The sequence below is a fragment of the Paracidovorax oryzae ATCC 19882 genome, assembly GCF_000687165.1.
Classification (GTDB): domain Bacteria; phylum Pseudomonadota; class Gammaproteobacteria; order Burkholderiales; family Burkholderiaceae_C; genus Paracidovorax; species Paracidovorax oryzae.
This window is the reverse complement of the sequence record NZ_KK366050.1, coordinates 69,948-95,278: the sequence shown is the minus strand read 5'-3', so window position 1 is coordinate 95,278 and position 25,331 is coordinate 69,948. Positions and strand designations below refer to the sequence as shown.

The 25,331-nt window shown below is 68.7% G+C and carries 22 protein-coding genes; 8 read left to right on the top strand and 14 right to left on the bottom strand.

The annotated features are described in order from the left end of the window. Positions 1–1,560, bottom strand: coding sequence for a fumarate hydratase (locus T336_RS0124265; RefSeq protein WP_019701355.1), 1,560 nt, complete (start codon positions 1,558–1,560; stop codon positions 1–3). A gap of 81 nt (positions 1,561–1,641) precedes the next feature. Continuing rightward, complete coding sequence (locus T336_RS0124260) at positions 1,642–3,852, bottom strand: putative bifunctional diguanylate cyclase/phosphodiesterase (protein WP_026434459.1); 2,211 nt, start codon at positions 3,850–3,852, stop codon at positions 1,642–1,644. 241 nt (positions 3,853–4,093) lie between these two features. On the opposite strand from T336_RS0124260, the gene fumC reads away from it, so the two are divergent. After that, positions 4,094–5,479, top strand: coding sequence for a class II fumarate hydratase (gene fumC, locus T336_RS0124255; protein WP_026434458.1), 1,386 nt, complete (start codon positions 4,094–4,096; stop codon positions 5,477–5,479). A gap of 12 nt (positions 5,480–5,491) precedes the next feature. Here fumC and T336_RS0124250 read toward each other — a convergent pair whose 3' ends face one another. The 7 genes from T336_RS0124250 to T336_RS0124220 form a co-directional block, all read right to left on the bottom strand. Next, on the bottom strand, positions 5,492–6,709 hold the full coding sequence (locus T336_RS0124250) for a DNA topoisomerase IB (RefSeq protein ID WP_026434457.1): 1,218 nt from the start codon (positions 6,707–6,709) through the stop codon (positions 5,492–5,494). A 116-nt stretch (positions 6,710–6,825) separates the two neighbouring features. Further along, positions 6,826–7,524, bottom strand: coding sequence for a response regulator (locus tag T336_RS0124245; protein WP_026434456.1), 699 nt, complete (start codon positions 7,522–7,524; stop codon positions 6,826–6,828). After that, the gene (locus T336_RS0124240) at positions 7,514–9,073 is read right to left on the bottom strand and encodes an ATP-binding protein (protein ID WP_019700088.1); all 1,560 of its coding nucleotides are present in this window, start codon (positions 9,071–9,073) and stop codon (positions 7,514–7,516) included. The genes T336_RS0124245 and T336_RS0124240 overlap by 11 nt, the downstream gene beginning before the upstream one ends. Before the next feature lie 138 nt (positions 9,074–9,211). Continuing rightward, on the bottom strand, positions 9,212–10,255 hold the full coding sequence (gene proX, locus T336_RS0124235) for a glycine betaine/L-proline ABC transporter substrate-binding protein ProX (RefSeq protein WP_026434455.1): 1,044 nt from the start codon (positions 10,253–10,255) through the stop codon (positions 9,212–9,214). Positions 10,256–10,284: 29 nt separating this feature from the next. After that, positions 10,285–11,646, bottom strand: coding sequence for a glycine betaine/L-proline ABC transporter permease ProW (gene proW / locus T336_RS0124230; protein WP_026434454.1), 1,362 nt, complete (start codon positions 11,644–11,646; stop codon positions 10,285–10,287). After that, on the bottom strand, positions 11,643–12,917 hold the full coding sequence (gene proV / locus T336_RS0124225; RefSeq protein ID WP_019700091.1) for a glycine betaine/L-proline ABC transporter ATP-binding protein ProV: 1,275 nt from the start codon (positions 12,915–12,917) through the stop codon (positions 11,643–11,645). Before proV ends, proW begins: the two co-directional genes overlap by 4 nt. A 524-nt stretch (positions 12,918–13,441) precedes the next feature. Beyond that, positions 13,442–14,053 carry a TIGR00645 family protein gene (locus T336_RS0124220; RefSeq protein ID WP_026434453.1) on the bottom strand — a complete coding sequence of 204 codons (612 nt, stop codon included), beginning with the start codon at positions 14,051–14,053 and terminating at the stop codon, positions 13,442–13,444. 267 nt (positions 14,054–14,320) lie between these two features. Between T336_RS0124220 and acs the strand changes: the two genes are divergently transcribed. Together acs and T336_RS0124210 are read left to right on the top strand one after the other, a co-directional pair. Next, positions 14,321–16,315: an acetate--CoA ligase gene (gene acs / locus T336_RS0124215; RefSeq protein ID WP_019700092.1), complete on the top strand. Its 1,995-nt coding sequence runs from the start codon at positions 14,321–14,323 to the stop codon at positions 16,313–16,315. Between the two features lie 143 nt (positions 16,316–16,458). Beyond that, positions 16,459–16,923, top strand: coding sequence for a hypothetical protein (locus tag T336_RS0124210; protein WP_019700093.1), 465 nt, complete (start codon positions 16,459–16,461; stop codon positions 16,921–16,923). Between the two features lie 139 nt (positions 16,924–17,062). Here the strand turns inward: T336_RS0124210 and T336_RS26430 are convergent, their stop codons facing one another. From T336_RS26430 to T336_RS0124205, 3 genes are all read right to left on the bottom strand, one after another. Continuing rightward, positions 17,063–17,314, bottom strand: coding sequence for an STY0301 family protein (locus T336_RS26430; protein WP_084151517.1), 252 nt, complete (start codon positions 17,312–17,314; stop codon positions 17,063–17,065). Continuing rightward, positions 17,305–17,538 (bottom strand): BPSL0067 family protein, encoded by a 234-nt coding sequence (locus T336_RS26425; protein ID WP_244884022.1) that lies wholly within the window; start codon positions 17,536–17,538, stop codon positions 17,305–17,307. Before T336_RS26425 ends, T336_RS26430 begins: the two co-directional genes overlap by 10 nt. A gap of 361 nt (positions 17,539–17,899) precedes the next feature. Next, entirely contained in the window at positions 17,900–18,205 is a 306-nt protein-coding gene (locus T336_RS0124205; RefSeq protein WP_026434452.1) for a c-type cytochrome, read from the bottom strand. Between the two features lie 115 nt (positions 18,206–18,320). Between T336_RS0124205 and T336_RS0124200 the strand changes: the two genes are divergently transcribed. Together T336_RS0124200 and ilvD are read left to right on the top strand one after the other, a co-directional pair. Then, positions 18,321–18,563: a TIGR04438 family Trp-rich protein gene (locus T336_RS0124200; protein WP_019700095.1), complete on the top strand. Its 243-nt coding sequence runs from the start codon at positions 18,321–18,323 to the stop codon at positions 18,561–18,563. A 129-nt stretch (positions 18,564–18,692) separates the two neighbouring features. Continuing rightward, entirely contained in the window at positions 18,693–20,552 is a 1,860-nt protein-coding gene (gene ilvD, locus T336_RS0124195; protein WP_019700096.1) for a dihydroxy-acid dehydratase, read from the top strand. A gap of 112 nt (positions 20,553–20,664) precedes the next feature. Here the strand turns inward: ilvD and bfr are convergent, their stop codons facing one another. Then, on the bottom strand, positions 20,665–21,144 hold the full coding sequence (bfr, locus tag T336_RS0124190) for a bacterioferritin (RefSeq protein ID WP_026434451.1): 480 nt from the start codon (positions 21,142–21,144) through the stop codon (positions 20,665–20,667). Positions 21,145–21,445: 301 nt separating this feature from the next. Then, positions 21,446–21,802 carry a hypothetical protein gene (locus T336_RS27020; RefSeq protein ID WP_156957961.1) on the bottom strand — a complete coding sequence of 119 codons (357 nt, stop codon included), beginning with the start codon at positions 21,800–21,802 and terminating at the stop codon, positions 21,446–21,448. 203 nt (positions 21,803–22,005) lie between these two features. Between T336_RS27020 and lgt the strand changes: the two genes are divergently transcribed. From lgt to T336_RS0124170, 3 genes are all read left to right on the top strand, one after another. After that, a complete protein-coding gene (lgt, locus tag T336_RS0124180; RefSeq protein WP_026434450.1) occupies positions 22,006–22,833 on the top strand; it encodes a prolipoprotein diacylglyceryl transferase in 828 nt (275 codons plus the stop codon). Between the two features lie 295 nt (positions 22,834–23,128). Beyond that, positions 23,129–23,818: a GntR family transcriptional regulator gene (locus tag T336_RS0124175; protein WP_051647439.1), complete on the top strand. Its 690-nt coding sequence runs from the start codon at positions 23,129–23,131 to the stop codon at positions 23,816–23,818. Beyond that, the gene (locus tag T336_RS0124170) at positions 23,815–25,308 is read left to right on the top strand and encodes a malonyl-CoA decarboxylase (protein WP_026434448.1); all 1,494 of its coding nucleotides are present in this window, start codon (positions 23,815–23,817) and stop codon (positions 25,306–25,308) included. The genes T336_RS0124175 and T336_RS0124170 overlap by 4 nt, the downstream gene beginning before the upstream one ends. Positions 25,309–25,331: the final 23 nt, after the last annotated feature.

Sequence of the window (25,331 nt, the reverse complement as noted above, 5' to 3'; positions counted from 1 at the left end):
TCAGGCGGCCACGAGACCGATCGACTTGAATTCGCCGGTGGCGATGCGCTGGCTCCACTCGGCCGGGCCGGTGATGTGCTTGCTGGTGCCGCCCGCATCCACCGCCACGGTGACGGGCATGTCCACCACGTCGAACTCGTAGATCGCTTCCATGCCGAGGTCTTCGAAGCCGACCACCTTCGCGGTCTTGATCGCCTTGCTGACGAGGTAGGCGGCGCCGCCGACCGCCATCAGGTAGGCCGACTGGTGCTTCTTGATCGCCTCGATGGCGACCGGGCCGCGCTCGGACTTGCCGATCATCGCGATGAGGCCGGTCTCGGCCAGCATCATCTCGGTGAACTTGTCCATGCGCGTGGCCGTGGTCGGGCCTGCAGGGCCCACGGCCTCGTCGCGCACCGGATCGACCGGGCCCACGTAGTAGATGACGCGGTTGGCGAAATCGACGGGCAGCTTCTCGCCCCTGGCCAGCATGTCCTGGATGCGCTTGTGCGCGGCGTCGCGGCCGGTCAGCATCTTGCCGTTGAGCAGCAGCGTGTCGCCGGGCTTCCAGCTCGCGACCTCTTCGCGCGTGAGCGTGTCGAGGTTGACGCGGCGGCTCTTGTTGTAATCGGGTGCCCAGTCGATCTTCGGCCACAGGTCCAGCGACGGGGCCTCCAGGTACACGGGGCCGGAGCCGTCCAGCACGAAGTGCGCGTGGCGCGTGGCGGCGCAGTTGGGAATCATGGCCACGGGCTTGGAGGCCGCGTGCGTGGGGTACATCTTGATCTTGATGTCCAGCACGGTGGTGAGGCCGCCCAGGCCCTGCGCGCCGATGCCCAGGGCGTTGACCTTGTCGAACAGCTCCAGGCGCAGTTCCTCCACCTGGTCGAGCTTCTCGCCGCGCGCGGCCTTGGCCTGCAGCTCGTACATGTTCAGGTCGTCCATCAGGCTTTCCTTGGCCAGCAGGACGGCCTTCTCGGCCGTGCCGCCGATGCCGATGCCCAGCATGCCCGGAGGGCACCAGCCGGCCCCCATGGTGGGCACGGTCTTGAGCACCCAGTCCACCAGGTTGTCGCTGGGGTTCATCATGACCATCTTGGACTTGTTCTCGCTGCCGCCGCCCTTGGCCGCGACGGTGATGTCCACGGTGCTGCCCGGCACGATCTGCGTGAAGATCACGGCGGGCGTGTTGTCCTTCGTGTTCTTGCGCAGGAACTGCGGATCGGCCACGACGCTCGCGCGCAGCGTGTTGTCCGGGTGGTTGTAGCCACGGCGCACGCCCTCGTTGACGGCATCTTCCAGGCCCTGGCCGGCGGGGAAGCCTTCCCAGCGCACGTCCATGCCGATCTTCAGGAACACGTTGACGATGCCGGTGTCCTGGCAGATGGGGCGCTGGCCGGTGGCGCTCATCTTGCTGTTGGTGAGGATCTGCGCCATAGCGTCCTTGGCCGCCGGGCTCTGCTCGCGCTCGTAGGCGCGGGCCAGGTGGGCGATGAAGTCGGCGGGATGGTAGTAGCTGATGTACTGCAGGGACGCGGCGACGGATTCCACGAGGTCGTGGTACCGGATGGTGGTGCTCATGGTGGGGATGCGTTGTAGGTAGGACTGACGGCCGTGATTATCGCGCCGCGCCCCGGCGAGGGGCGTGCGGGCGGTGGAACCTCAGGCCGGTGCGTCCGCAGCCGGGCCGATCGCCTGCAGGTCGATGATCGAGGGGCTGAAGTCCGCCGCGCCTTCGGGCTTGTCGCCTACGGCCCAGGCGAGCAGGGTGTCGGCCGGCATGGGCCGGGCGAAGTAGAAACCCTGCAGCTCGTCGCAGTGCATGGCCGCCAGGATGTCGCGCTGGCCTTCCGTTTCCACGCCTTCTGCCACCACGCGCAGGCCCAGGGCGTGCGCCAGCCGCACCACCGCATCCACGACGGCACGGGCGTCTTCCTGCTCTTCCAGGTCGCGCACGAAGCTGCGGTCGATCTTCAGCTGGCGCGCCGGCAGGCTGCGCAGGTAGTGCAGGCTGGAGTAGCCGGTGCCGAAGTCGTCGATCGACAGGTACACGCCGATGCGCCCCAGTTCCTCGATGGCCCGCTGGGTGGCGCGCGTGTCTTCCATCGCGACCGATTCCGTGATCTCGCACAGCAGGTGCGAGGCCGGCACGCCATGCCGCTGCAGGGCGTCGCGGATGCGGTCGGCGAGCCCGCTTTCGCGCAGCTGGTAGGCCGAGAGGTTGATGGCCACGCGCATGCGCAACCCGTCCCAGGTCCACGCGGCCATCTGCCGGCAGGCCTCCTCGATCACCCAGTTGCCGAGCTGCGCGATCAGGCCGAAGCGCTCGGCCACCGGGATGAATTCCACCGGGCTGACATTGCCCCGCTCCGGATGCCGCCAGCGCAGCAGCGCCTCCACGCCGTTGATGCGGCCGCGCCGGGCATCGATCTTGGGCTGGTAGTGCAGGGCCAGTTCGCCGCGGGGGATCGCCTGCCGCAGGTCGTGCTGCAGCGACAGCTGGGCCGTGGCGTCGGAATCCATGTGCGACTCGAACATCGCGTAGCCGTTGCCGCCGGCCCGCTTGGCGGCATACATGGCGGCGTCGGCGTTCGCGACGAGCTTGTCGCGCTCGCCGTGGTCCGGGTACACGACGATGCCGATGGAGCAGGCGATCTGCACCGTCTTGCCGGCCACCTCGAACGGCTGGCCCAGGGAGTTGAGCAGCCGGTGCGCCACCGCGAGGCAGTCGGCCGGGCCGTTCACGTTTTCCAGCAGGAGCAGGAATTCGTCGCCACCCACGCGGGCCACGGTATCGCTCTCGCGGGCCTGCAGCCGCAAGCGTTCGGCGGCGCTGCGCAGGATGGCGTCGCCCGCCGCATGGCCGAAGGAGTCGTTGATGGGCTTGAAGCCGTCCAGGTCCACGAACATCACGCCCAGGCGCTGGCCGGCGTCGCGGCGCCGCAGGCGGTCCAGGCGCAGCAGGGCGTGGGACAGCCGGTCCTCGAACAGCAGCCGGTTGGGCAGCAGGGTCAGGGGGTCCGCGAAGGCCTGCTTCTGCAGCTGGGCATTGGCCTCGGTGAGGCGGGCATTGCTCTCCTGCAGGGATGCGTTGAGCTGCCGCGCGGTGCTCTGCAGGCGCGCATCCAGCACGGATGTGAACAGCGTGCTCAGCAGGAGCATGCCGGACGACAGCACCACCATGGCCGTGAGGCCGGGCCCGCCCAGGCCGTTGGCGCTCAGGCAGATCGCGCCTTCGGGGAAGGATGCGGCCGCCATGCCCGTGTAATGCATGCCGCAGATGGCGATGCCCATCACCAGCGCAGAGGCTGCCTGGTACCACGTCCGGCGCCGGTCCTGCCGGATGTGGATGAGCCACTGGAAGATGTACAGCGCGGTGGCCGACGCGAAAAAGGCCACAGCGATCGAAAGCCCGACCAGCACCGGGTCCCACACGATGTCGATGGACATCTTCATGGCTTCCATGCCGATGTAGTGCATGCCGCTGATGCCCGCGCCCATGAAGGCCGCGCCGACGAGGATCTGCCACCGGCCGAACCGCGGCAGGCTCGCCAGTCCCAGCGCCAGGGCCGAGGCCAGCACCGCGGCGAACCAGGACAGCAGCGTGAGGCCGCCGGAAAAGCCCAGCACGATGGGCAGCTGGAAGGCCTGCATTCCCAGGAAGTGCATGGCCCAGATGCCCGTGCCCATCACCGCCGAGCCCGCGGCCCACCAGACCACACCGATGTGCCGCTGCGAGACGTGCACCCGGCGCGCCAGGTCCAGCGTCACGTAGCTGGCCAGCACCGCGATGGCGAAGGAGGCCGCCACCACCAGCGGATCGTAGCGCGATGGCATGAATGCGGTGACGGCGTAACTGGAGAGGGCGGACATGGTGGGGGCGGCCGCAGCATGCAGCGCGGTCCATTAGTGTATCGATTGGTTACAGACCTTGCAGGCCACCGGGGCTTGGCAGGAGGGGTCGGGATGAGAATCGTTCCGTTGGCTTATGCTGCGCGGCGAGGCTTCCTCGCCAGCGCGGCCCCGTAGAGAACGCGCCAGCCGTTGCCGGGGTGCACCCCACGCAGCGTGGCTGCACCAGTCTTCACATCTTCCATCCAGCGGAAATCCATCCATGTCCACCCGTACGGAACGCGATACTTTCGGCCCCATCGAGGTCCCGGCCCACCGGCTCTGGGGCGCGCAGACGCAGCGCTCGCTGCAGAATTTCGACATCTCCGGCGAGCGCCAGCCGCGCGAGATCCTCCACGCCCTGGCCCTGGTCAAGCGTGCCTCGGCCAGCGTGAACCATGCCCTGGGCCTGCAGGACGCGAAGAAGACCGAGGCCATCATCGCCGCCGCCGACGAGGTGGCCGCCGGCCGCCATCCGGACGAGTTCCCGCTCGTCGTCTGGCAGACCGGCTCCGGCACGCAGACCAACATGAACATGAACGAGGTGCTGGCCAACCGCGCGAGCGAAATCCTCGGCGGCGAGCGCGGCGAGGGCCGGGCGGTCCATCCCAACGACGACGTGAACCGCAGCCAGTCCAGCAACGACGTGTTCCCCACGGCCATGCACGTGGCGGCCGTGGAGGCGCTCACCCACCGCCTGCTGCCCGCCATCGCGAAGCTGCGCGCCACCCTGGAGAAGAAGGCGGCGGAGTTCGACGGCATCGTGAAGATCGGGCGCACGCACCTGCAGGATGCGACCCCGCTCACGCTCGGCCAGGAGATCTCCGGCTGGGTGGCGCAACTGGCGCACGGCGAAAAGCACGTGCGCGACGCGCTGCCACACCTCTGCGAACTGGCGCTGGGCGGCACCGCCGTGGGCACGGGGCTGAACGCGCCCAAGGGCTACGCCGAGGGCGTGGCGAAGGAATTGGCCCGGCTGACGGGGCTGCCCTTCGTCACCTCGCCCAACAAGTTCGAGTCGCTCGCGTCGTGCGACGCGCTGGTGCATGCCCACGGTGCGCTCAAGACGCTGGCGGCCAGCATGATGAAGATCGCCAACGACGTGCGCTGGCTGGCCAGCGGCCCGCGCAGCGGCATCGGGGAGATCACCATCCCCGAGAACGAGCCGGGCTCCTCGATCATGCCGGGCAAGGTGAATCCCACGCAGAGCGAGGCCGTGACCATGCTGGCGGCGCAGGTCTTCGGCAACGACGTGGCCATCAACATCGGCGGCGCCTCCGGCAATTTCGAGCTGAACGTGTTCCGCCCGATGGTGGCCCACAACTTCCTGCAGAGCGTGCGCCTGCTCGCCGACGGCATGGTGAGCTTCAACGACCACTGCGCCGTGGGCATCGAGCCGAACCGCGAGCGCATCGGCGAACTGGTGGAGCGCTCCCTGATGCTGGTGACGGCCCTCAATACCCATATCGGCTACGACAAGGCCGCCTTCATCGCCAAGAAGGCCCACAAGGAAGGGACTTCGCTGCGCGAGGCGGCCGTGGCTTCGGGCCACGTGACGGGCGAGCAGTTCGACCAGTGGGTGGTGCCCGGCAACATGGTGGGCCGCTGACGCGGCAGCCGCTCAGGCCTGCGCCTTGCGGCGCGTGCGCCGGGCCGGCGTGGCAGGCCGGGCGCGGCCTCTCCTGTCGGCGCGTGCCCGGGCCCGGGCCGTGTCCTGCAGGAAGGCCATCAGCCGGCGCTCCACGGCGCTGAGGCCCCGGGCGCCGGCGGCGCGCTCGCCGATGCGCTCCCACACCGCCTGCATGCCGGGCCCCGCGTCCGACGCGAGTCGCGAACCGAGTTCCAGCACGGCGGGGTGGATGTAGGACTTCTTGCAGACCGCCGGCGTGTTGCCCAGCTGGCGCGCCACTTCCGCCAGGATGTGCTTGGCGGTCGCGACCGGGGCGCCCTCGGGCTGGGTACAGGCGATGCGCGTGAGCTCCAGGGCCTGCGCCGTGCCGTGCCAGGTCCGGAAATCCTTGGCGGTGAAGCGCATGCCGCCACCCGGCGCGCTGTCGTCCGTGCCTGCGATCTCGTGCAGGTAGTCGTTCACGTCGCCCGAGCCCACGGTGTGCCGCGTGCCGTCTTCGTCCTCGTACTGGAAGAGTTCCTGCCCCGGCAGCTGCTGGCACCGGCGTACCACGCGGGCCACGCGCGGGTCGTCCACGGTCGCCTGCTGCTCCACGCCGCTCTTGCCGCGAAACCGCAGGGTCAGCGTGCTGCCGCGCACGCCCGCGTGCCGGTTGCGCAGCGTGGTGAGGCCGTAGGAGCGGTTGGCGGCCGCGTACTCTTCGTTGCCCACGCGCAGGAAGGTGGTGTCCAGGAGCCGGACGATGGTCGCCAGCACCACCGCGCGCGAGAGCGCTGGCTCGCCGCGCCGCGGCTGGAGGTCCCGCGCCACCCGGGCCCGGATGCGGGGCAGGGCCCGGCCGAAGGCCTGCATGCGTTCGAACTTGGCCTCGTCGCGCTGCTGGCGCCATTCGGGGTGGTAGCGGTACTGCCGGCGCCCGCGCGCGTCCAGCCCGGTGGCCTGCAGGTGGCCTTCGGGCAGCGGGCAGATCCAGACATTCGTGTAGGCCGGGGGAATCGCCAGCTTGCGGATGCGGGCGATCTCCTCCTCGTCCGTCACCCATTGCCCGTCGGGCGTGCGGAACTTGAAGTGCTTGCCGCGCAACACCCGGGTGAGTCCCGGCAGGGTGTCGGGGTGGACGTAGCGCAGGCCGCCGGGCAGGCGCTGCGGCGGGGCGGGGCGGGGCCCGGCGTCGCGGGAGCGGGCGGATGGGTCGGCAGGGAGGTACATGGACGGGCCTGTGTGCGGATCTGGGACCATCACACACGGTTTCGCGCCGCGGCGCTGTAGGAAGCGCCAGAGCCCGCCGGTGGGAAAGAAGCGTGAAGCGCAGGCGGGCCGGCCCGTCACTCCTGCGGCGGCTCCAGCGAGAAGCCCACGCCATAGACCGACCGGATCCATTCGTGGTCGCTGCCGTCGGCGGCGCGCAGCTTGCGGCGCAGGTTCTTGATGTGGCTGTCGATCGCGCGTTCGTTCACGTCGAGCGTGTCGTCGTATGCCATGTCGAGCAGCTGGGCACGCGAGAAGATCCGGCCGCTGTGGCTCGCCAGGGCCTGCAGCAGGCGGAACTCGCGCGGCGTGAGCGAGACGGGGGTGCCACGCAGGTGCACCTGCCAGAACGCCTCGTCCAGCACCAGGGGCGCGTCCGGTGAGGCCGGCGAGGGATGGGCCGTGCTGCGTCGCAGCACCGTGCGCACCCGGGCGACGACCTCGCGGGGCGAGAAAGGCTTGCAGATGTAGTCGTCGGCGCCCAGTTCCAGCCCGATCAGCCGGTCCACCTCCTCCACCCGCGCCGTGAGCATGATGATGGGGCGGTCGGTGCGCCGGCGCGCCTGCCGGAGCACTTCCAGCCCATCCATGCCGGGCAGCATGATGTCGAGCAGGGTGAGGTCGGGCGGCGTGGGCCCGGTCAGGCGGGCGATCGCGGCATGGCCGTCGGCCACGTGTTCGGCCTCGAAGCCGGAATGCCGAAGGTAGTCCAGGACGACATCCGCGATGTCGGGCTCGTCCTCGACCACCAGAATGTGTTGGGGTTCATCGTTCATGGATGGGTGTCTCCAGCAAGGGCAGGGTGAGAAGAATGCGCAGGCCGCCCAGCGGCGAGGCCTCGGCGGTGATCCGTCCGCCGTGCGCCTGCACGATGGCCCGGCAGATGGCCAGCCCGAGGCCGGAGCCGCCGGTGTCGCCCGCGGCGCGGGTGCGGGAGGCTTCGGCACGGTAGAGCCGGTCGAACACGCGCGGCAGCTCCGGTGCGGGGACGCCGGGGGCCGTATCGTCCCATTGCAGCACGAGCCAGGCACCATCGCCCGCCTTGCGTTCGGTGCGCGCGGCGATGCAGAGCCGGCCGCCCGTCTCGGTGTAGCGCAGGCTGTTTTCCAGCAGGTTGAGGTACACGCGGTGCAGTTGCGCCGGGTCACCCCTCACCACCGGCGGCGGATGGCTGCCCGCGCAGGCGTCCACGGCCGACGTGTCCAGGGCGATGCCGGTGTTGTCGAAGCGCGCCTGCATCGAGGCGACGGCCTCCGACAGCAGGGGCAGCGGCTGCACGGGTTCCGGGGCCGTGGGCGTGGCGTCGCCCGCGGCGTCCAGGCTCGCGCGCAGGTCGCCCACCAGCTGGATCAGCCGCATCACCTGCCGGTGCAGGCGCAGCGCCGTCCTGTCATCGAAGGTGCGCACGCCGTCCTGCACGGCCTCGATTTCCGCGCGCATGGCCGCCAGGGGCGTGCGGAGTTCGTGCGCCACGTCGCCGATCCACTGGCGGCGCGAGGCTTCCATGTTCGCGAGCTGCTCCGCCATGTCGTTGAACGTGGAGGCGAGTCGCGCCAGTTCGTCGTCGCCCTGCACCGGCACGCGCGTGTCCAGCCGTCCACCGGCCACCCGGCGTGCCCCGTGGACCAGCGCACCGATGGGGGCCAGCCAGCGCCGCGCCAGCCACCAGGACAGCCAGAGCGCCAGGACCAGGCCGGCAGCGCCCGTCCAGGCGACGAACACCAGCTGCTCGCGCAGGAAGGCCTGGTCCGCCTCGGTTTCCACATCCAGCGGAGGCAGCAGCACGAGCTGGCCGATGGCCTCGCCGCGGGGGCCGCGCAGCACGCGCCGGGCCGTGCCCTGCACCGGCTGGACGCCGGCGACCAGCTGGCGGTTGCTGTCGATCAGCCCCAGGCGGACCGACAGCGCGTGCTGGTTGGGATCGGGGGGAGGGAGCGCGGCGTTACCGGACGGCGCCCCGGCGGGGGACGGCGGGTTGCCGTCGCCGAATGCATAGGCATCCACGTCGCATGTCTCACCATGCTTTGCAGTTGGGGTGGGCCGGGAGGGCCCGAAGGTCGCCCGCGGCAGCGCCACGCCGGGCTTGTGCATCTGGCGCCACAGCTCGGGCTGCGTGCGCAGGGTCTGCCAGCCGCCGTGCAGCACGTAGACCTGTTCCAGCCGCCCCGCGAGCCAGTCCAGCCGGCCGAGTTCGATCTCCGCGATGTAGGGGCCCAGTCCCCGCTGCAGGCCCAGGCGGGAGAACCCCACGAACAGTGCCAGCAGCACGGCCAGCAGGATGCTGAGCGCGAGGAAGGCTTTGCTCTGCAGGGTCAGTCGTGGCATCGGTTCGGGCTGCGTGGTCCAGGGGTGCCGGCAGGCGCGGGGCCGGCCGGGTGTCTGTGTTCCTCCAGTATGGATGGGTTCGACTGTGCCCGCCGATTCAGGAGAAAAAATGGACCCGGGCCCCCGTGGGCGACCGCCTCAGTGGCCGGCTGCCGCCGCCTGCGCGATCCAGCCGTCGAAGGTCTGCTGGTGCGCCCGGATCCAGCCGTCCACGTGGCGCTCGATGTCGGTCTGCCGGTTTTCGCCCTTCTGCATCGCGAGGTTCTGCGCGTTGATGTCGGCCACCGGCAACTGCATCACTTCGAAGAGCTTCGCCGCAGCCGGGTTCTTCCCGGTGAAGGCCTTGTTCGCCACGATCTTCTGCACGTTTGGCACGAAGCCGTAGTTCTTGCCGTCCGGCAGCTTGGTGTCGATGCCGGCCTGCTCGCCCGGAAGCGAGGAGCGGGGCACCTGCAGCCATACCACGTCCCGGCCGGGGCGCAGCACGCCGCTCACCCAGTAGGGCGTCCAGGTGTAGTAGAGGATGGGCTTGCCCTGCTTGTAGCGCGCGATGGTGTCGGCCATCAGCGCCGCGTAGCTGCCCTGCACGTGCGTGACCGTGCCCGACAGGCCGAAATCCTTGAGCTGGTGCTCGATGACCGCCTCGCAGCCCCAGCCCGGATTGCAGCCCGTGAGGTCGGCGCGCCCGTCGCCGTTGGCGTCGAACAGCTTGGCGAGCTTCGGATCCTTGAGCTGGTCGATGTGGGTGATCCTGTACTGCTCCGCGGTCTTGCGGTCGATCAGGTAGCCCTGGACCGCATTGGGCGAATACGCCCCCTTGCGCCAGAGCTTCGCGTCGCCGCCGGCATTCTTGTAGAAGTCGGCATGCAGCGGATCCCAGTGGTCGGCGATGAAGGTGGCGTCGCCGTTGGCGACCGCGAGATGGGCCGTGGCGTACTCGATCTCCTTGATGGGCTGCACCTCGTAGCCGAGCTTCTGCAGCGCGCGGGACACCAGCAGCGTCTGGAAGGTTTCCTCGGCATTGGAGCTTTGCAGCGGCTGCACGGAAATGCCCTTGCCGGGCAGGGACTGCGCACCGGCAGGCAGCGCGGCCAGGGTCAGGGCGAAGGCACAGGCGGCGGCACGGGCGAAGGCCGGCATGCCCGCCGGAGTGGGAAAGGAGCGTTGGAAAGTGATGTGCATGGTGTGAAGTGGTTCCTGGATGGAGTGCATCAGCGGGCGGCCCCCGCCAGCGCGGGCTGTTCCGCGGCGGGCAGGGCGGGGGCGGGCTCCGCGGCGGCGGTGCGGCCGCGGGGGGCTTGCCCCGTGGAGGGGCGCAGCGCGGTGAAGGCGGCCACCGCCAGGCCGGCGGGGCCGGTCTGCCACCAGTGGCGTGCGCCGCGGCGCGGCTGGCCCATGGCCTGCGTGATGCGGTCCAGCGTGATCGCGAGCAGCACGATGCCCAGGCCGCCCACGGTGGCCAGGCCCATGTCCAGCCGGCCGATGCCGCGCAGTACCATCTGGCCCAGGCCGCCCACGGCGATCATCGAGGCGATCACCACCATCGAGAGCGACAGCATCAGGGCCTGGTTGATACCGGCCATGATCGACGGCATGGCCAGCGGCAGCTGCACCTTCCAGAGCATCTGCAGCGGCGAGGCGCCGTAGGCGCGGGCGGCTTCCACCAGGTCGGGGCGCACCTGCCGCAGGCCCAGGTTGGTCAGGCGCACCAGCGGCGGCAGCGCGAACACGATGGTCACCACCACGCCCGGCACGTTGCCGATGCCGAAAAGCATCACCACCGGAACGAGGTACACGAAGGCCGGGGTGGTCTGCATGGCATCGAGCGCCGGGCGCAGCAGGCGCTGTGCCCGGTCGCTGCTGGCCAGCAGGATGCCCAGGGGCAGGCCCAGCACCAGGCAGAACGCCAGCGAGGTGAGCACGAGCGACAGCGTCACCATCGCCTCCTGCCAGATGCCCAGCATCGCCACCAGCAGCAGCGATACCACCGCGCCCAGGGCGAGCGCGCGGCCCGCGAACTGCCATGCCAGCAGGCCCACGACGGCGACCATGCCCAGGGTGGGCAGTCCCGTGAGCACCGAATGCACGCCGGCGAGCGTGGCGTCCACGGGCGCGCGCACGGCCTGGAATGCGGGCCGGAAGTGCTCCACCGTCCAGGTCAGGCCCTGGTTGATCCAGTGTTCCACCGGAAGCGATCCGTCCCAGAGCTGGGACAGGTGCAGGCCGCCTGCGGCCTGCGACGGGTCGCCCGCGCCGCCCAGGGCGTCATGGGGCAGCGTGGCGCTGCCGGTGGCCGCGTCGGGCGCGGCGTGCAGCCAGTCCGCGCCGCCGGCATCGGGTCCGGTGGCCGAGGAGGCGGCCCAGGGGTCTGCATCGGGTGCTGCGGGGGGCGTGCCGGTGGCAGGATCCGCCTGCGTGCCGAGCGGAGCCACGGTGGCGGGGCCGTCGCCAGCTGTCGCCCAGGGGTTGGTGTCGGGCGCCGGAGCGGGATGGGCCTGGGCCACCTGGGTCGCCTGCAGGGCGTCGTTACCCGTGGAGGTGGAAGAAGGAGGAAGCGTCGGGGTGGCGTTCATGCGTGGCTCCTGGCGGGTTCGGATGCGGCGGGGCGGGTCGCGTGCGCGGTGGACGGTACCGTCGGCGGCACGGGCGGGGTATCCCGGTCCAGGAAGCGCAGCAGCGTGGTCTTGCTGACCACGCCCCGGAACCGGCCGTCGGGCTCCACCACCGGGAGGGCGCAGGGAGCCTGCGCGACCTGGCCGAACAGGTCGGCCACGGGGGCATCGGACGGGATCGTGCCCACCTCCGGGATGAAGGCATGCTGCAGCCCCAGCGGACCCGAGTGGCCCTGCAGTGCGGCCCTCAGCGAATCGGCGGACACGGTGCCCAGGTATCGCTGCGCCGGCGTGACTACGTAGGCGAAGTTGTCGTCATGCCCCTCGATGAGCTGCAGCGCGGGGCGGCAGCCCCGGTCGGTGTGTTCGCGCACCACGGTCAGCCGCTTGCGAGCGATGTCGCCCGCCTTGAACACGGCGGCCGCGTCCACGCCGCGCACGAAATTGCGCACGTAGTCGTTGGCCGGATTGCGCAGGATCTCGTCCGGCGTGCCGACCTGCACCACGTGGCCATCCTTCATGATGGCGATGCGGTCGCCGATGCGCATGGCCTCGTCGAGATCGTGGGAGATGAAGACGATGGTGCGGCGGCGGATCTGCTGCAGCCGCAGCAGTTCGCTCTGCATCTCGGTGCGGATGATGGGGTCGAGCGCCGAGAAGGCCTCGTCCATCAGCAGGATGGACGGATCGGACGCCAGCGCGCGGGCCAGCCCCACGCGCTGCTGCATGCCGCCGGAGAGTTCGTCCGGATAGCTCTGCGCCCAGGCGGCGAGCCCCACCTGCTCCAGTGCGGCGGCGGCCTGCTGCTCCCGCTCCGCGCGGGCCACGCCCGCCAGTTCCAGGCCGAATGCGGTGTTGTCGAGCACGGTCATGTGGGGCATCAGGGCGAACGACTGGAACACCATGCTGATGTCCTTGCGGCGCAGCGCCCGCAGGGCGCGGTCCGGTAGCACGTTGATGTCGGAGCCTTCGACCAGGATGCGGCCCGCGGTGGGCTCGATGAGGCGGTTGAGCATGCGCACCAGCGTCGATTTGCCGGAGCCCGACAGGCCCATGACGACGAAGATCTCGCCGGCCTCGATGGTGAAGGTGGCGTCGAAGACGCCGATGGATTGGCCCGTGCGCTCCAGGATCTCCTGCTTGCTGCAGCCCTGGCGCACGAGTTCGAGCGCGGTATCGGGCGCGTCGCCGAATACCTTGAACACATGGTCGATGGTGATTTGCTTGGCCACGTCGTGGGTCCTCCCTCGGTTGGAACGGGTTGAACGAACACGCCCGGCGGCGATCCTGGGCGCAGGATCGCCTTCCGGGCACGGGGCCGGTCGATCGGCTGCAACCTGATGCGGCGGCCCCGCGCGGCGCCGCGAAAAAGCATGCGCCGGCGTTGCCGGAAAAAAGATGGGCGGTGGCCCGGGGTTTGGCCCGCATGGCACGCGAGAAGGTGCGCAAGGGCGAGGGGCGCCCGGCGGAGAGGTCGGGGCTGCGAGGACTCCGCCGGTGCCCCGTGGGGCATCAGGGCCGGAACCGGCCGTGGCGCCGGCGGACCGCAGGCAGGGCTGCGGCGGCGCCGACTCAATGATCCGGGCCCTGCTGCACTCCGCAATGGGAGGAGGAGACCGGATTACCTGCACTGCAGGTGGTAAAACACCCACAAAGTGTAAGCATTCGGTGTTTTTGAGTCAAAACACCGGTTTTTACGGATGTGTTAATCGCGAGCGCGACCGTGGCGCCCCGCGTACCGGCCGCACGGCGGATTTCAGTGCTTCTCGTGCGAGACGTGCAGGAGCCGGTCCGTATAGGCGATGGCGATCGCGCTGGCCAGGAACGCCACGTGGATGATGGTCTGCCACATCAGCACCTTGGTGTCGTAGTTGGCGGCGTTGATGAAGGTCTTGAGCAGGTGGATCGAGCTGATGCCGATGATGGACAGCCCCAGCTTCACCTTCAGCACCGAGGCGTTGACGTGACCCAGCCATTCGGGCTGGTCGGGATGGGTATGCAGGTTGAGCCGGCTCACGAAGGTTTCGTACCCGCCCACGATGACCATGATGAGCAGGTTCGAGATCATCACCACGTCGATGAGCGCCAGCACCACCAGCATGATCACGGTCTCGTTGAGCGCGACGACTTCCAAGCCCGGCTTGTAGCCGATGCTCGTGACCAGCGCCTGCAGCGCCGGCTGGTGGCCGAAGGCGGCCTCCACGAGGTGCCAGAGCTCCACCAGGAAGTGCCATACGTACACGCCCTGTGCGACGATGAGCCCCAGGTACAGGGGCAGCTGCAGCCAGCGGCTCGCGAAGATGAGCGAGGCGAGCGGGCTCAGGGCAGGGCCCTGCGGGCGCGGGGCGGAGTCTTGGGGGAAGGCCATATCGGTGGGGAAAAGGGTGGTGGAAACCGGGGAGCGGGAGGATCGCGGCGGGATTCTAGGGCCTGCCGTCGAGCCGGCGGTCCGTGGGGCTGCTGCCCTGCCCGGGCGGGTGGAAGCGCCAGCCGCGGCGCCGTGCCGGGAGTAGCATGTGGGCCGTGCCGGTAGCGGGCTGCGGCCCCATGCGGGCGTGCGTCAGTGGCATGTAAGTGGGCCCCCTGAAAGTACCGGCGAAAACCTGTTCCAACGACTCCCAGGAGACACAAGCAAATGAGTGCGTCATCGTCCACGATCGAATCCGTGCTGGTGGAAAACCGCGTCTTTCCCCCGCCCGCCGCCTGCGAGAAGGGTGCGCGCATCTCCGGCATGGCGGGCTACGAGGCCCTCTGCGCCGAGGCCGAGCGCGACTTCGAAGGCTTCTGGGCGCGCCTGGCACGCGAGAACGTGCAGTGGACCCGGCCCTTCACCCGCACGCTGGATGAGTCCAACGCCCCGTTCTTCCAGTGGTTCGCCGACGGCGAACTGAACGCCAGCGCCAACTGCCTGGACCGCCACATCGGCACGCCGGTCGAGAACAAGACAGCCATCATCTTCGAGGCCGACGACGGCGCCGTGACGAAGGTCACCTACAGGGAACTGCTGGAGCGCGTCGGCCGCTTCGCCAACGCCCTCCAGGCCGAGGGCGTGAAGAAGGGCGACCGCGTGCTGATCTACATGCCCATGACCATCGAGGGCGTGGTGGCGATGCAGGCCTGCGCGCGCATCGGGGCCACGCACAGCGTGGTGTTCGGCGGCTTCTCGGCCAAGGCGCTGCAGGAGCGCATCATCGACGCGGGCGCGGTGGCCGTGGTCACCGCCAACTACCAGATGCGCGGCGGCAAGGAACTGCCGCTCAAGGCCATCGTCGATGAAGGCATCGCCATGGGCGGCTGCGAATCGATCCGCAGCATCCTCGTCTTCCAGCGCACGGCCACGGCCTGCAACATGGTGGCGGGCCGCGACAAGACCTTCGATGAAGCCCTGGCTGGCCAGAGTGCCGAGTGCGCCCCCGTGCCCGTGGGCGCGGAGCATCCGCTCTTCATCCTCTACACCAGCGGCTCCACCGGCAAGCCCAAGGGCGTGCAGCATTCCACCGGCGGCTACCTGCTGTGGGCCAGGCTGACCATGGACTGGACCTTCGACCTCAAGCCCGAGGACGTGTTCTGGTGCACGGCCGATATCGGCTGGATCACCGGCCACACCTACGTGGCCTACGGGCCGCTGGCGGCCGGTGCCACGCAGGTCGTGTTCGAGGGCGTGCCCACGTACCCGAACGCCGGGCGCTTCTGGCAGATGATCGAGCGCCACAAGGTCTCGATCTTCTACACCGCGCCCACGGCCATCCGCTCGCTCATCAAAGCGGCTGAAGCCGACAAGGCGGTCCACCCGTCCAGCTCCGACCTGTCGAGCCTGCGCATCCTGGGCAGCGTGGGCGAGCCCATCAATCCCGAGGCCTGGATGTGGTACCACAAGAACGTGGGTGGCGAGCGCTGCCCCATCGTGGACACCTTCTGGCAGACCGAGACCGGCGGCCACGTCATTACTCCGCTGCCGGGCGCCACGCCGCTGGTGCCGGGCTCCTGCACGCTGCCGTTGCCCGGCATCACCGCCGCCATCGTCGATGAGTCCGGTAACGACATTCCCAACGGCACGGGCGGCATCCTCGTCATCAAGCGCCCCTGGCCCAGCATGATCCGCACCATCTGGAACGATCCGGAGCGCTTCAAGAAGAGCTACTTCCCGGAAGAGCTCAAGGGCTACTACCTGGCGGGCGACGGCGCGGTGCGCAGTGCCGACCGCGGCTACTTCCGCATCACCGGCCGGATCGACGACGTCCTGAACGTCTCGGGCCACCGCATGGGCACGATGGAGATCGAGTCCGCCCTCGTCTCCAAGACCGACCTCGTGGCCGAGGCCGCCGTGGTGGGCCGCCCCGACGACCTGACCGGCGAGGCCATCTGCGCCTTCGTGGTCCTCAAGCGCCCGCGCCCCACTGGCGACGAGGCCAGGGCCATCGCCAAGGAGCTGCGCGACTGGGTGGCCAAGGAGATCGGCCCGATCGCCAAGCCGAAGGACATCCGCTTCGGCGACAACCTGCCCAAGACCCGCAGCGGCAAGATCATGCGCCGCCTGCTGCGCTCCATCGCCAAGGGCGAGGCGATCACGCAGGACACCAGCACGCTTGAGAATCCGGCGATCCTGGATCAGCTGGCCCAGGCCAACTGACCCGGGGACTGGCGCGTCCTGTAGGACGGAATCTGTTTCGCCGGCCTTGCGTCGGCGGGACGGCCATGGCCGGGTTACAACCGGGTGCCAACGCCGCCGCGGCCCTCGCGGCGCGGCGCCCGACACCCTTCCCGGAGAACACCATGGCCTTCCGATCCATCGTCATCCTGCTCATCGTCGCGGCGATCGCCGTGCTCGCCGCGCTCAACTGGACCACCCTGGCCACGCCCTCGGCCATTTCGCTCGGATTCACCTCGTTCCAGGCGCCGCTCGGCCTGCTGATGCTGGGGCTCACCGTGCTGCTGGGCATTTTCTTCATCGCCTACGTGCTGTCCCTGCAGGGCTCCGTGCTGCTGGAAACCCGCCGCCATGCCAAGGAACTCCAGGCCCAGCGCGAACTGGCCGACCGGGCCGAGGCATCGCGCTTCACCGAACTGCGGGCCTTCCTGGAATCGCAGCACCAGCAGGGCCAGGCCGCGCTGCTGGCGCGCATCGACGTGCTGGAGTCGCATGTCGCGGCCCGGGTGCAGGAGTCCGACAACGCCACGGCGGCTTATGTGGGCCAGCTGGAAGACCAGTTGCGTACACGCCGTGATCCGGTGCTGTGAGCAAACGTCCTCTATCGTTGGAAAAACCCTTGGCCATGCAGTGATCGCAAGGGGCAGCGGCACGTGCTGTCGCGCTTGAAATAAAAGGCGGCCAGCTACGCCGCGGCAACGGTGGGCACGCGCGCGATTTCTTCCGTTTTCATTTGCAAGTTACTCGAAGGACATTCTTCGCATTGATGGAATAGCTGCACTGCTCCACGCGTTTTGCCAGCTTTACATCATGCGTTTGCTTGTCCGCGTACTTGCAGCGTATGGTTGCGAACCGGCCCTTGTCGTAGATGTAGCCGAGAACCCAGTGGCCATATCGCTCCTTTGCCACGTCAGGTTCAAGCGTTGCGAGGTCCGATGGCAGGCAGAGAAGAAAAGCGGCAATTTGCTTACTCAATGACATAGAAGGGCTATTGCGGTGCCGGGCGCTATGCTTTGATCGTCTTTGACTTGAGCGCCTTTGCGCCAGTGCGTGGTGCTTGGCAGAGACGGGCAAACCTTTTTGACGTAAGACACGCACTGGCCACAGAGGTTCGGTCCCCTGGTCTTGTCGCTGGGTGGAACTTCCCCGAATGGCTGAAGATTCGATGTCGGGGCGCACGTCCACTTTCCAACCGGGGCTGCCATAGGGCATAAATCCTCCGGCTTTTTAATGTGTGCCGCCAGCGAACGCAGACTGCGGTGTGCAGAAGCGAAAAACAAGCAAACTATTGCGTCCAGCCCGGGCCTGGATCAGCGCGATGCCCGGACGGCCTCCCTTGTCGCTCGGCCCGTGCATGCGCTCGAACAACCCGGTCCAGGCGCCGCAGCGCATCGTTGACCGTCTCCCACACCGGGCGCAATGGGCGGTTGGCCAGGGATGAAACCCATCCAGCGGCTTGACCGTGGACAACGGCTCGCTGAAGACGTCCGCGCCGCGCACGGATTGGAGGCGGTTGCGCCCCGGTGGCCTGCGGGCGGGGGTATTCAGCAGCCTGCCAGGCCTGCGTTACTTGAGCGACAGCACCCACGCCGCCAGTTTCTTCGCCTCGGCCTCGTTCACCTGGGAGTTGGCCGGCATGGGCACCGGGCCCCACACGCCGGAGCCGCCCTTCATGATCTTGGCGGCTAGCTTGTCCACGGCATCCTTCTGGCCGGCGTACTTGGCCGCCACGTCCTTGTAGGAGGGACCCACGAGCTTCTTGTCCACGGCATGGCAGGCCATGCAGTTCTTGGCCGTGGCCAGGGCCTGGTCGGCCAGGGCCGGCATGGCAGCGGAGAAGGCCAGCAGGAGGAGGGGGAGCGTGCGCTTCATGGGGTGCTTTCGTGTGGGTTAGTATGCGGCTCAATGAAATTGTAGTGGGCGGGGTTGACGTGCCGTGCCGGCCTTTCGCAGCCCGCCCGCGCCCCCTGCCGGAGTTGCCACCATCATGTATACCCTGGGCCTCGGAATCCTGCTGGTCGTGCTCAAGTACCTGGAGATCGGCCCGGTCGCGCAGTGGAGCTGGTGGTGGGTGCTGTCGCCGTTCGCCGTCACCGCGGCCTGGTGGGCCTGGGCGGATGCCACGGGCTACACCAAGCGCCGTGCCATGGAGAAGATCGACCAGCGCCGCAAGGACCGCATCGACCGGCACAAGGAAGCCATGGGCGTGAAGCCGCGCAGGCCCCGTTGAGGGCCCTGGCCGGCTCCGGGCGCCTGCCGGCAGAGCGGCGATAGGCATGCCGCCCGGCGGGGGAAGGCACTGGAGGATAATTCCGCGTCGCCGAGCGACCGCCTCCTTCCAAACTTTCTCCGATCCACGATGCCCGCATACCGTTCCAAGACCTCCACCGCCGGACGCAACATGGCCGGTGCCCGCTCCCTGTGGCGCGCCACCGGCATGAAGGACGAAGACTTCAGCAAGCCGATCATCGCGGTGGTGAACTCCTTCACCCAGTTCGTGCCCGGCCACGTGCACCTGAAGGACCTGGGCCAGCTCGTGGCCCGCGAGATCGAGGCCGCGGGCGGCGTGGCGAAGGAATTCAACACCATCGCGGTGGATGATGGCATCGCCATGGGCCACGACGGCATGCTGTATTCGCTGCCCAGCCGCGACATCATCGCGGACTCGGTCGAGTACATGGTGAACGCGCACTGCGCCGATGCCATGGTCTGCATCTCCAACTGCGACAAGATCACGCCCGGCATGCTGATGGCCGCGATGCGCCTGAACATCCCCGTGGTGTTCGTCTCCGGCGGCCCCATGGAGGCCGGCAAGACGCGCCTGGCCAACCCCGTCACCAAGACCATCGAGTTCAAGAAGCTCGACCTGGTGGACGCGATGGTGATCGCCGCCGACGACAAGTATTCCGATGCCGACGTGGCCGAGGTGGAGCGCTCCGCCTGCCCCACCTGCGGTTCTTGCTCGGGCATGTTCACCGCCAACTCCATGAACTGCCTGACCGAGGCGCTGGGCCTGTCCCTGCCCGGCAACGGCACCGTGGTGGCCACGCACGCCGACCGCGAGCAACTCTTCAAGCGCGCCGGCCGCCGCATCGTGGAGCTGGCCCGCCAGTACTACGAGCAGGACGACGAGCGGGTGCTGCCGCGCTCGGTGGGCTTCAAGGCCTTCGAGAACGCGATGACGCTGGACATCGCCATGGGTGGCTCCACCAACACCATCCTGCACCTGCTGGCCATCGCCCAGGAGGCCGGCATCGACTTCACGATGGCCGACATCGACCGCCTCTCGCGCGTGGTGCCGCAGCTGTGCAAGGTGGCGCCCAACACCAACAAGTACCACATCGAGGACGTGCACCGCGCAGGCGGCATCATGGCCATCCTGGGCGAGCTGGACCGCGCGGGGCGGCTGCACACCGATGCGCCCACGGTGCATGCCCCCACGCTGGGCGATGCGCTGGCGCAGTGGGACATCACCCGCACGCAGGACGAGGCCGTGCGCCATTTCTACATGGCAGGCCCGGCCGGCATCCCGACGCAGGTGGCGTTCAGCCAGAACACGCGCTGGCCCAGCCTGGACCTGGACCGCGCCGAGGGCTGCATCCGCTCCGTCGAGCATGCCTTCTCGAAGGAAGGGGGCCTGGCCGTGCTGCGCGGCAACATCGCGCTGGATGGCTGCGTGGTCAAGACGGCCGGCGTGGACGAATCCATCCACGTGTTCGAGGGTACGGCCCACGTGACCGAATCGCAGGACGAAGCGGTGGAGAACATCCTGGCCGACAAGGTCAAGGCCGGCGACATCGTCATCGTGCGCTACGAGGGCCCCAAGGGCGGCCCCGGCATGCAGGAAATGCTCTACCCGACCAGCTACATCAAGTCCAAGGGCCTGGGCAAGGCCTGCGCGCTGCTGACCGACGGGCGCTTCTCGGGCGGTACCTCCGGCCTGTCGATCGGCCACTGCTCGCCGGAGGCTGCGGCTGGCGGCGCCATCGGCCTGGTGCGCAACGGCGACCGCATTCGCATCGACATTCCCAACCGCACCATCGACGTGCTGGTTTCCGACGAGGAACTGGCCCGCCGCCGCGCCGAGCAGGATGCCAGGGGCTGGAAGCCCGCGAAGCCGCGCCCGCGCAAGGTATCCGCAGCGCTCAAGGCCTATGCCAAGCTGGTGATGTCGGCCGACAAGGGCGCCGTGCGCGACCTGTCGCTGCTGGACGACTGACCGCGCGGAGCTGCCTGCCGTGCGGCAGGCGGTCGCTGCCGGGACGAAAAAAAGCCGCACCGGCAACGGTGCGGCTTTTTCAATGGGCGGCGCGCTGCGGGCGCGACCGGAATCAGGGCGTGCCGGAGGCGGTCTGCGATTGCAGGTAGTTCTGCAGGCCCACGCGATCGATCAGGCCCAACTGCTTCTCCAGCCAGTAGGCGTGGTCCTCTTCCGTGTCCTTGAGCTGCGCGAGGAGGATGTCGCGGCTCACGTAGTCGCGCACGCCCTCGCACAGGTGCACCCCCGTCTGCAGGGCGGCGCGTACTTCGTATTCGGTGTCGAGGTCCTTGCGCAGCATCTCGGGCACCGTGGTGCCCGGGGTGAACTCGCGCGGGCGCATGTCGGGCAGGCCGCCCAGGAACAGGATGCGGCGCAGCAGCGCGTCGGCATGCTGGGTTTCTTCCTCCATCTCGTGGTTCAGGCGCTCGTAGAGCTTCACGAAGCCCTGGTCCTCGTAGATCCGCGAATGGATGAAGTACTGGTCGCGCGCGGCCAGTTCGCCGCGCAGCAGATCCTTGAAGTAATCGATGACCTGTGGGTTGCCCTGCATGGTGTGCCCTTTTTCCTTGTTTTTGTGAGACCGGGAGTATGGCGCCGTTGCGTGACTTTGTCGCCCAAAGCCCCCGCCGCGGCGGTTTGCATGCGTACGGGGATCAGAATCGTTCGCGTTGGACGGAGGCTGGCCGAAGTGATGTAACTTCTTCATGCTTGCGGGGCCGGTGGGCAATAATCACGGCCGGGCATGGCAAGTGCTGTTGCCTGCCTCCTTCACTTCAATTCTGGATATCGAAAAAATGGCTTCCTGCGCATATTGCAATGCGACTATTCTGGTGGGAGGCAAGCGGGAGGGATCACTGCGCTTCTGCAGTGCCAAGTGCCGGGACAAAGGGGCATACCTCGTCGTTGCGCAGCAGGTTCCTGATGCGGAAGTCGAGCGCCATGCCACCGCCATCCACCGAGGCAGCTGTCCGAAATGCGGAGGTCCGGGACCGGTCGATGTACACCAGTCCTACAGGGTCTGGTCGGCCATTTTCATTACCAGAACTTCGGGCGAGATGTTGATTTGCTGCCGCAAATGCGGGCTCAGGCAAAAGATGGATGATTCCGTTTTTTCCCTGGCCCTCGGTTGGTGGGGATTCCCCTGGGGCATCGTGATCACGCCCCTGCAGCTCATCCGGAACATCCTCCCGCTGCTGAGAAGGAGCCATCCTGGGCGTCCCTCGCTGGCGTTGAACCAATTTGTTCGGTACCGCATTGCCGCGAGTTCTCCCTCGCTGCAGAGAGGCGACGGAGACCGGGTGTGAGTCGATCCGGTGGAATGCCGCCGCATGGCGGCTGACTTCAAGGATCGCATCGCTGTGGGCGCCAGCCGGCTCCAGGGGCATACGCGACGGGCACAATACCGCCCACCATGCTCATGTACCCGCATATCGATCCCATCGCCCTGCAGATCGGGCCGCTCGCCATCCACTGGTATGGCCTGACCTACCTGGCCGCGTTCGGCCTCTTCATGTTCCTGGGCACGCGCCGGTTGCGGCACGAGCCGTACGCCTCGCTCACCGGCGCGCAGGCCTGGACCCGCAAGGACGTAGAGGACATCCTCTTTCTGGGCGTGATGGGCGTGGTGGTGGGCGGGCGCCTGGGCTATTGCCTGTTCTACAAGCCCGGCTACTACCTGTCGCACCCGCTGGAGATCTTCTACATCTGGCAGGGCGGCATGAGCTTCCACGGCGGGCTGCTGGGGGTGATCGCATCCATGGTGTGGTTCGCCCGCTCGCGCCACCGGCCGTGGCTGCAGGTGGCGGACTTCGTGGCGCCGTGCGTGCCGACGGGGCTCGCGGCCGGTCGCGTGGGCAACTTCATCAATGGCGAACTCTGGGGACGGTTCTGCGATCCGTCGCTGCCCTGGGGCATGGTGTTCCCGCAGAGCGGCTCCATGTTGCCGCGCCATCCCTCGCAGGTGTACCAGTTCCTGCTGGAAGGACTGCTGCTGTTCGTGCTGCTGTGGCTGTATGCGCGGCGCGAGCGCCGGCAGGGCGAGGTGGCGGCGGCGTTCCTGGTGGGGTATGGGTGCTTCCGCTTCATCGCCGAATATTTCCGCGAGCCGGATGCGTTCCTGGGCATCCTGTCGCTCGGCATGAGCATGGGGCAGTGGCTCTGCGTGCCGATGATCGTGGCCGGTGTGCTGCTGTGGGTGTGGGCGCGGCGGCAGCCGGCGCGCATGGCACCGGCGCACTGAAGGTTTACGGACCGGCACGGCGCAGCGTGGCTCCGGCCACGCGTTCCCGGTGCGTGGTGGCGGGGCGGCCGTCCGGCAGGCCCGCCAGCCCTGGCCCCCGGGCGTGATCAGCGCGTGGATGCCGGCCAGCGTGAACGGCGGATGAGGCATGCGGGGGGCGGTAGGGGCGTTTTTGCCTGCCCACGGCGCGCTCAGGTAATCCAGGCATTGACCTGGCTCTGTAATTATGAAAAATTACGTGAAATGACCGATGGGCATTGCTGTCGATCCATCCGTCGGCCACCTGAGGAACGCCATGCCCCCTGCGCTTGCCATCGTCCGGTCCCAGGCCCCCTCGCTGCACGAGGAGGTGGCAGAGCGGCTGCGTGAGCAGATCTTCGCGGGGGCGCTGCCGCCGGGCAGTTTGCTCGACGAGGTGGCGCTGTGCGAGCGGCTGGCCATCTCGCGCACGCCGTTGCGCGAAGCGCTGAAGGTGCTGGTGGCCGAGGGCCTGCTGCGCCACGAGCCCCGGCGGGGCTGCTTCGTGGCCGAGGTGACGGAGCGGGACCTGGACGAGATCTTCCCCGTGATCGCGCTGCTGGAGGGCCGTGCGGCGCACGAGGCGACGCTGCGCGCCGGCATGGCCGACCTGGCTGCGCTGGAGGTGCTGCACGAGCGGCTGCAGGAGCATGCTGCCGCCGGCCGCATCGCCGAGTACTACGCGGCCAACCATGCGATCCACGAAGCCTTCATCGTGCTGGCCGACAACCGCTGGCTGGCCCAGGTGATCGGCGACCTGCGCAAGATCCTGCGCCTCGCGCGGCTGCAGCAATTGCATGCGCCCGGCCGCCTGCAGCAGAGCCTGGCGGAGCACCTGGCGGTGTTCGCCGCGCTGCGGCGCGGGGATGCCGAGGCCGCCGAGCAGGCCATGCGCAACCATCTTCTCGCGCAGCGCGTGGCGCTGCGCGACATTGCCCGCCACCACCACTCCAGGATCGCCCCATGAATGCCGCTTCCGAATGGATCACGCGCAGTGTCGCCCGCCTGCGCACCGAAGCCCCGATCGCCGACCTCGATGCCGCGGGCGCCGCAGGCGGTGGCCGCCCGCCCACCGCTGCCGCTCCGGCCCCCGCGCCGGCCAAGGCACCGCCGCCGCGTTCCACGTCCGAGCGCATGGCCGCCACGCTGAGGCGAGCGAACGAGGCCCTGTCCCCGCGCGCGCTGCGCCGGCTGCTGGCCGACCTGCAGGCGGTCGCGGCGCCGCAGGCCAGCGAGGTGGAGGGCGGCCGGCAGGCCGAGGCCGTGGCCGCCTGGTATGCCGAGGCCAAGCCCGAGGAGCGCCGCGACATGTGGCTGCTGATGTGCGAGCAGTTCGCACCCGATGCCACGCGTTTCAAGACGGCGCAGAAGCGCTACGAGGCCGCCGCCGGCACGGAGGACGAGGCGCACGCGGAAGTGCACCTGCGCCGCGCCCTGGTCTCGCCGCGCACGCGGCTGCTGCAGCGCTTCGCGGTGTTCCCGCAGGGCATGCGCTTTCTCGTGGACCTGCGCGCGGAACTGCTGCCGCAGCTCAAGGGCGACAAGCGGTTGCTGCCGCTGGACGCGGAACTGGAGCAGCTGTTTTCCACGTGGTTCGACGTGGCCTTCCTGGAGTTGCAGCGCCTGTCGTGGGATTCGCCGGCGTCGCTGCTGGAAAAGCTCATCAAGTACGAGGCCGTGCATGATATCCGCAGCTGGGCGGACCTGAAGAACCGGGTGGGCAGCGACCGCCGCTGCTATGGGTTCTTCCATCCGCGCCTGCCGAACGAGCCGCTCATCTTCGTGGAGGTGGCGCTGGTCAACGAGATTTCGGACAGCATTACGCCGCTGCTGGACGAGGATGGGGCGGAAGTGGACATCGCCCGCGCCAATACCGCGATCTTCTATTCGATCAGCAACACGCAGACGGGCCTGCGCGGCGTGAGCTTCGGCGATTCGCTCATCAAGCACGTGGTGGAGACGCTGTCGGCCGAGTTCCCGCGGCTGCGGACTTTCGCCACGCTCTCGCCGATTCCGGGTTTCCGCGCATGGTTCGGCAAGCACTGCGCGGGCATGCTCGACGCCATGGACGACAAGCGCCGTGCCGAACTGGGCCGTGCCCTCGGAGTGGAAGCACCGCAGGCCGCGCAGGTGATCGCCGCGGCCGAGAAGGCGCTGGAGCTGCCCGTGAAGTCGCCGCTGCGGCAGTGGCTGCTGCACTGCGCGGCGCGCTACCTGGGGCGCGAACTGCAGGACGGCCGCCCCGTGGATGCGGTGGCGCGCTTCCACCTCGGCAACGGCGCGCGCGTGGAGCGGCTCAACTGGGCGGGGGACCCGTCGTCCAAGGGGCAGAAGCAGTCGTTCGGCCTCATGGTGAACTACCTCTACGACCTCAAGCGCATCGACAAGCACCGGGCGCTCCTGGCCCAGGGCCGCGTACCGGTGTCGGGAGACATCGACAGCCTCGCCCGCGGATGACCCCTGCGGCCGGCCATGCCGGC

Bases quoted from the DNA above. Each gene is read 5' to 3' on its own strand.
- T336_RS0124260 (WP_026434459.1), bottom strand. From the start codon at position 3,852: ATGTCCGCCCTCTCCAGTTACGCCGTCACCGCATTCATGCCATCGCGC.
- T336_RS0124245 (WP_026434456.1), bottom strand. From the start codon at position 7,524: ATGAACGATGAACCCCAACACATTCTGGTGGTCGAGGACGAGCCCGAC.
- T336_RS0124220 (WP_026434453.1), bottom strand. From the start codon at position 14,053: ATGGCCTTCCCCCAAGACTCCGCCCCGCGCCCGCAGGGCCCTGCCCTG.
- T336_RS26430 (WP_084151517.1), bottom strand. From the start codon at position 17,314: ATGTCATTGAGTAAGCAAATTGCCGCTTTTCTTCTCTGCCTGCCATCG.
- bfr (WP_026434451.1), bottom strand. From the start codon at position 21,144: ATGCAGGGCAACCCACAGGTCATCGATTACTTCAAGGATCTGCTGCGC.
- T336_RS0124240 (WP_019700088.1), bottom strand. From the start codon at position 9,073: ATGCCACGACTGACCCTGCAGAGCAAAGCCTTCCTCGCGCTCAGCATC.
- proW (WP_026434454.1), bottom strand. From the start codon at position 11,646: ATGAACGCCACCCCGACGCTTCCTCCTTCTTCCACCTCCACGGGTAAC.
- T336_RS0124200 (WP_019700095.1), top strand. From the start codon at position 18,321: ATGTATACCCTGGGCCTCGGAATCCTGCTGGTCGTGCTCAAGTACCTG.
- T336_RS0124175 (WP_051647439.1), top strand. From the start codon at position 23,129: ATGCCCCCTGCGCTTGCCATCGTCCGGTCCCAGGCCCCCTCGCTGCAC.
- T336_RS26425 (WP_244884022.1), bottom strand. From the start codon at position 17,538: ATGGCAGCCCCGGTTGGAAAGTGGACGTGCGCCCCGACATCGAATCTT.
- ilvD (WP_019700096.1), top strand. From the start codon at position 18,693: ATGCCCGCATACCGTTCCAAGACCTCCACCGCCGGACGCAACATGGCC.
- T336_RS0124170 (WP_026434448.1), top strand. From the start codon at position 23,815: ATGAATGCCGCTTCCGAATGGATCACGCGCAGTGTCGCCCGCCTGCGC.
- lgt (WP_026434450.1), top strand. From the start codon at position 22,006: ATGCTCATGTACCCGCATATCGATCCCATCGCCCTGCAGATCGGGCCG.
- T336_RS0124265 (WP_019701355.1), bottom strand. From the start codon at position 1,560: ATGAGCACCACCATCCGGTACCACGACCTCGTGGAATCCGTCGCCGCG.
- acs (WP_019700092.1), top strand. From the start codon at position 14,321: ATGAGTGCGTCATCGTCCACGATCGAATCCGTGCTGGTGGAAAACCGC.
- T336_RS0124250 (WP_026434457.1), bottom strand. From the start codon at position 6,709: ATGTACCTCCCTGCCGACCCATCCGCCCGCTCCCGCGACGCCGGGCCC.
- T336_RS0124205 (WP_026434452.1), bottom strand. From the start codon at position 18,205: ATGAAGCGCACGCTCCCCCTCCTCCTGCTGGCCTTCTCCGCTGCCATG.
- T336_RS0124210 (WP_019700093.1), top strand. From the start codon at position 16,459: ATGGCCTTCCGATCCATCGTCATCCTGCTCATCGTCGCGGCGATCGCC.
- fumC (WP_026434458.1), top strand. From the start codon at position 4,094: ATGTCCACCCGTACGGAACGCGATACTTTCGGCCCCATCGAGGTCCCG.
- T336_RS27020 (WP_156957961.1), bottom strand. From the start codon at position 21,802: ATGGCTCCTTCTCAGCAGCGGGAGGATGTTCCGGATGAGCTGCAGGGG.
- proX (WP_026434455.1), bottom strand. From the start codon at position 10,255: ATGCACATCACTTTCCAACGCTCCTTTCCCACTCCGGCGGGCATGCCG.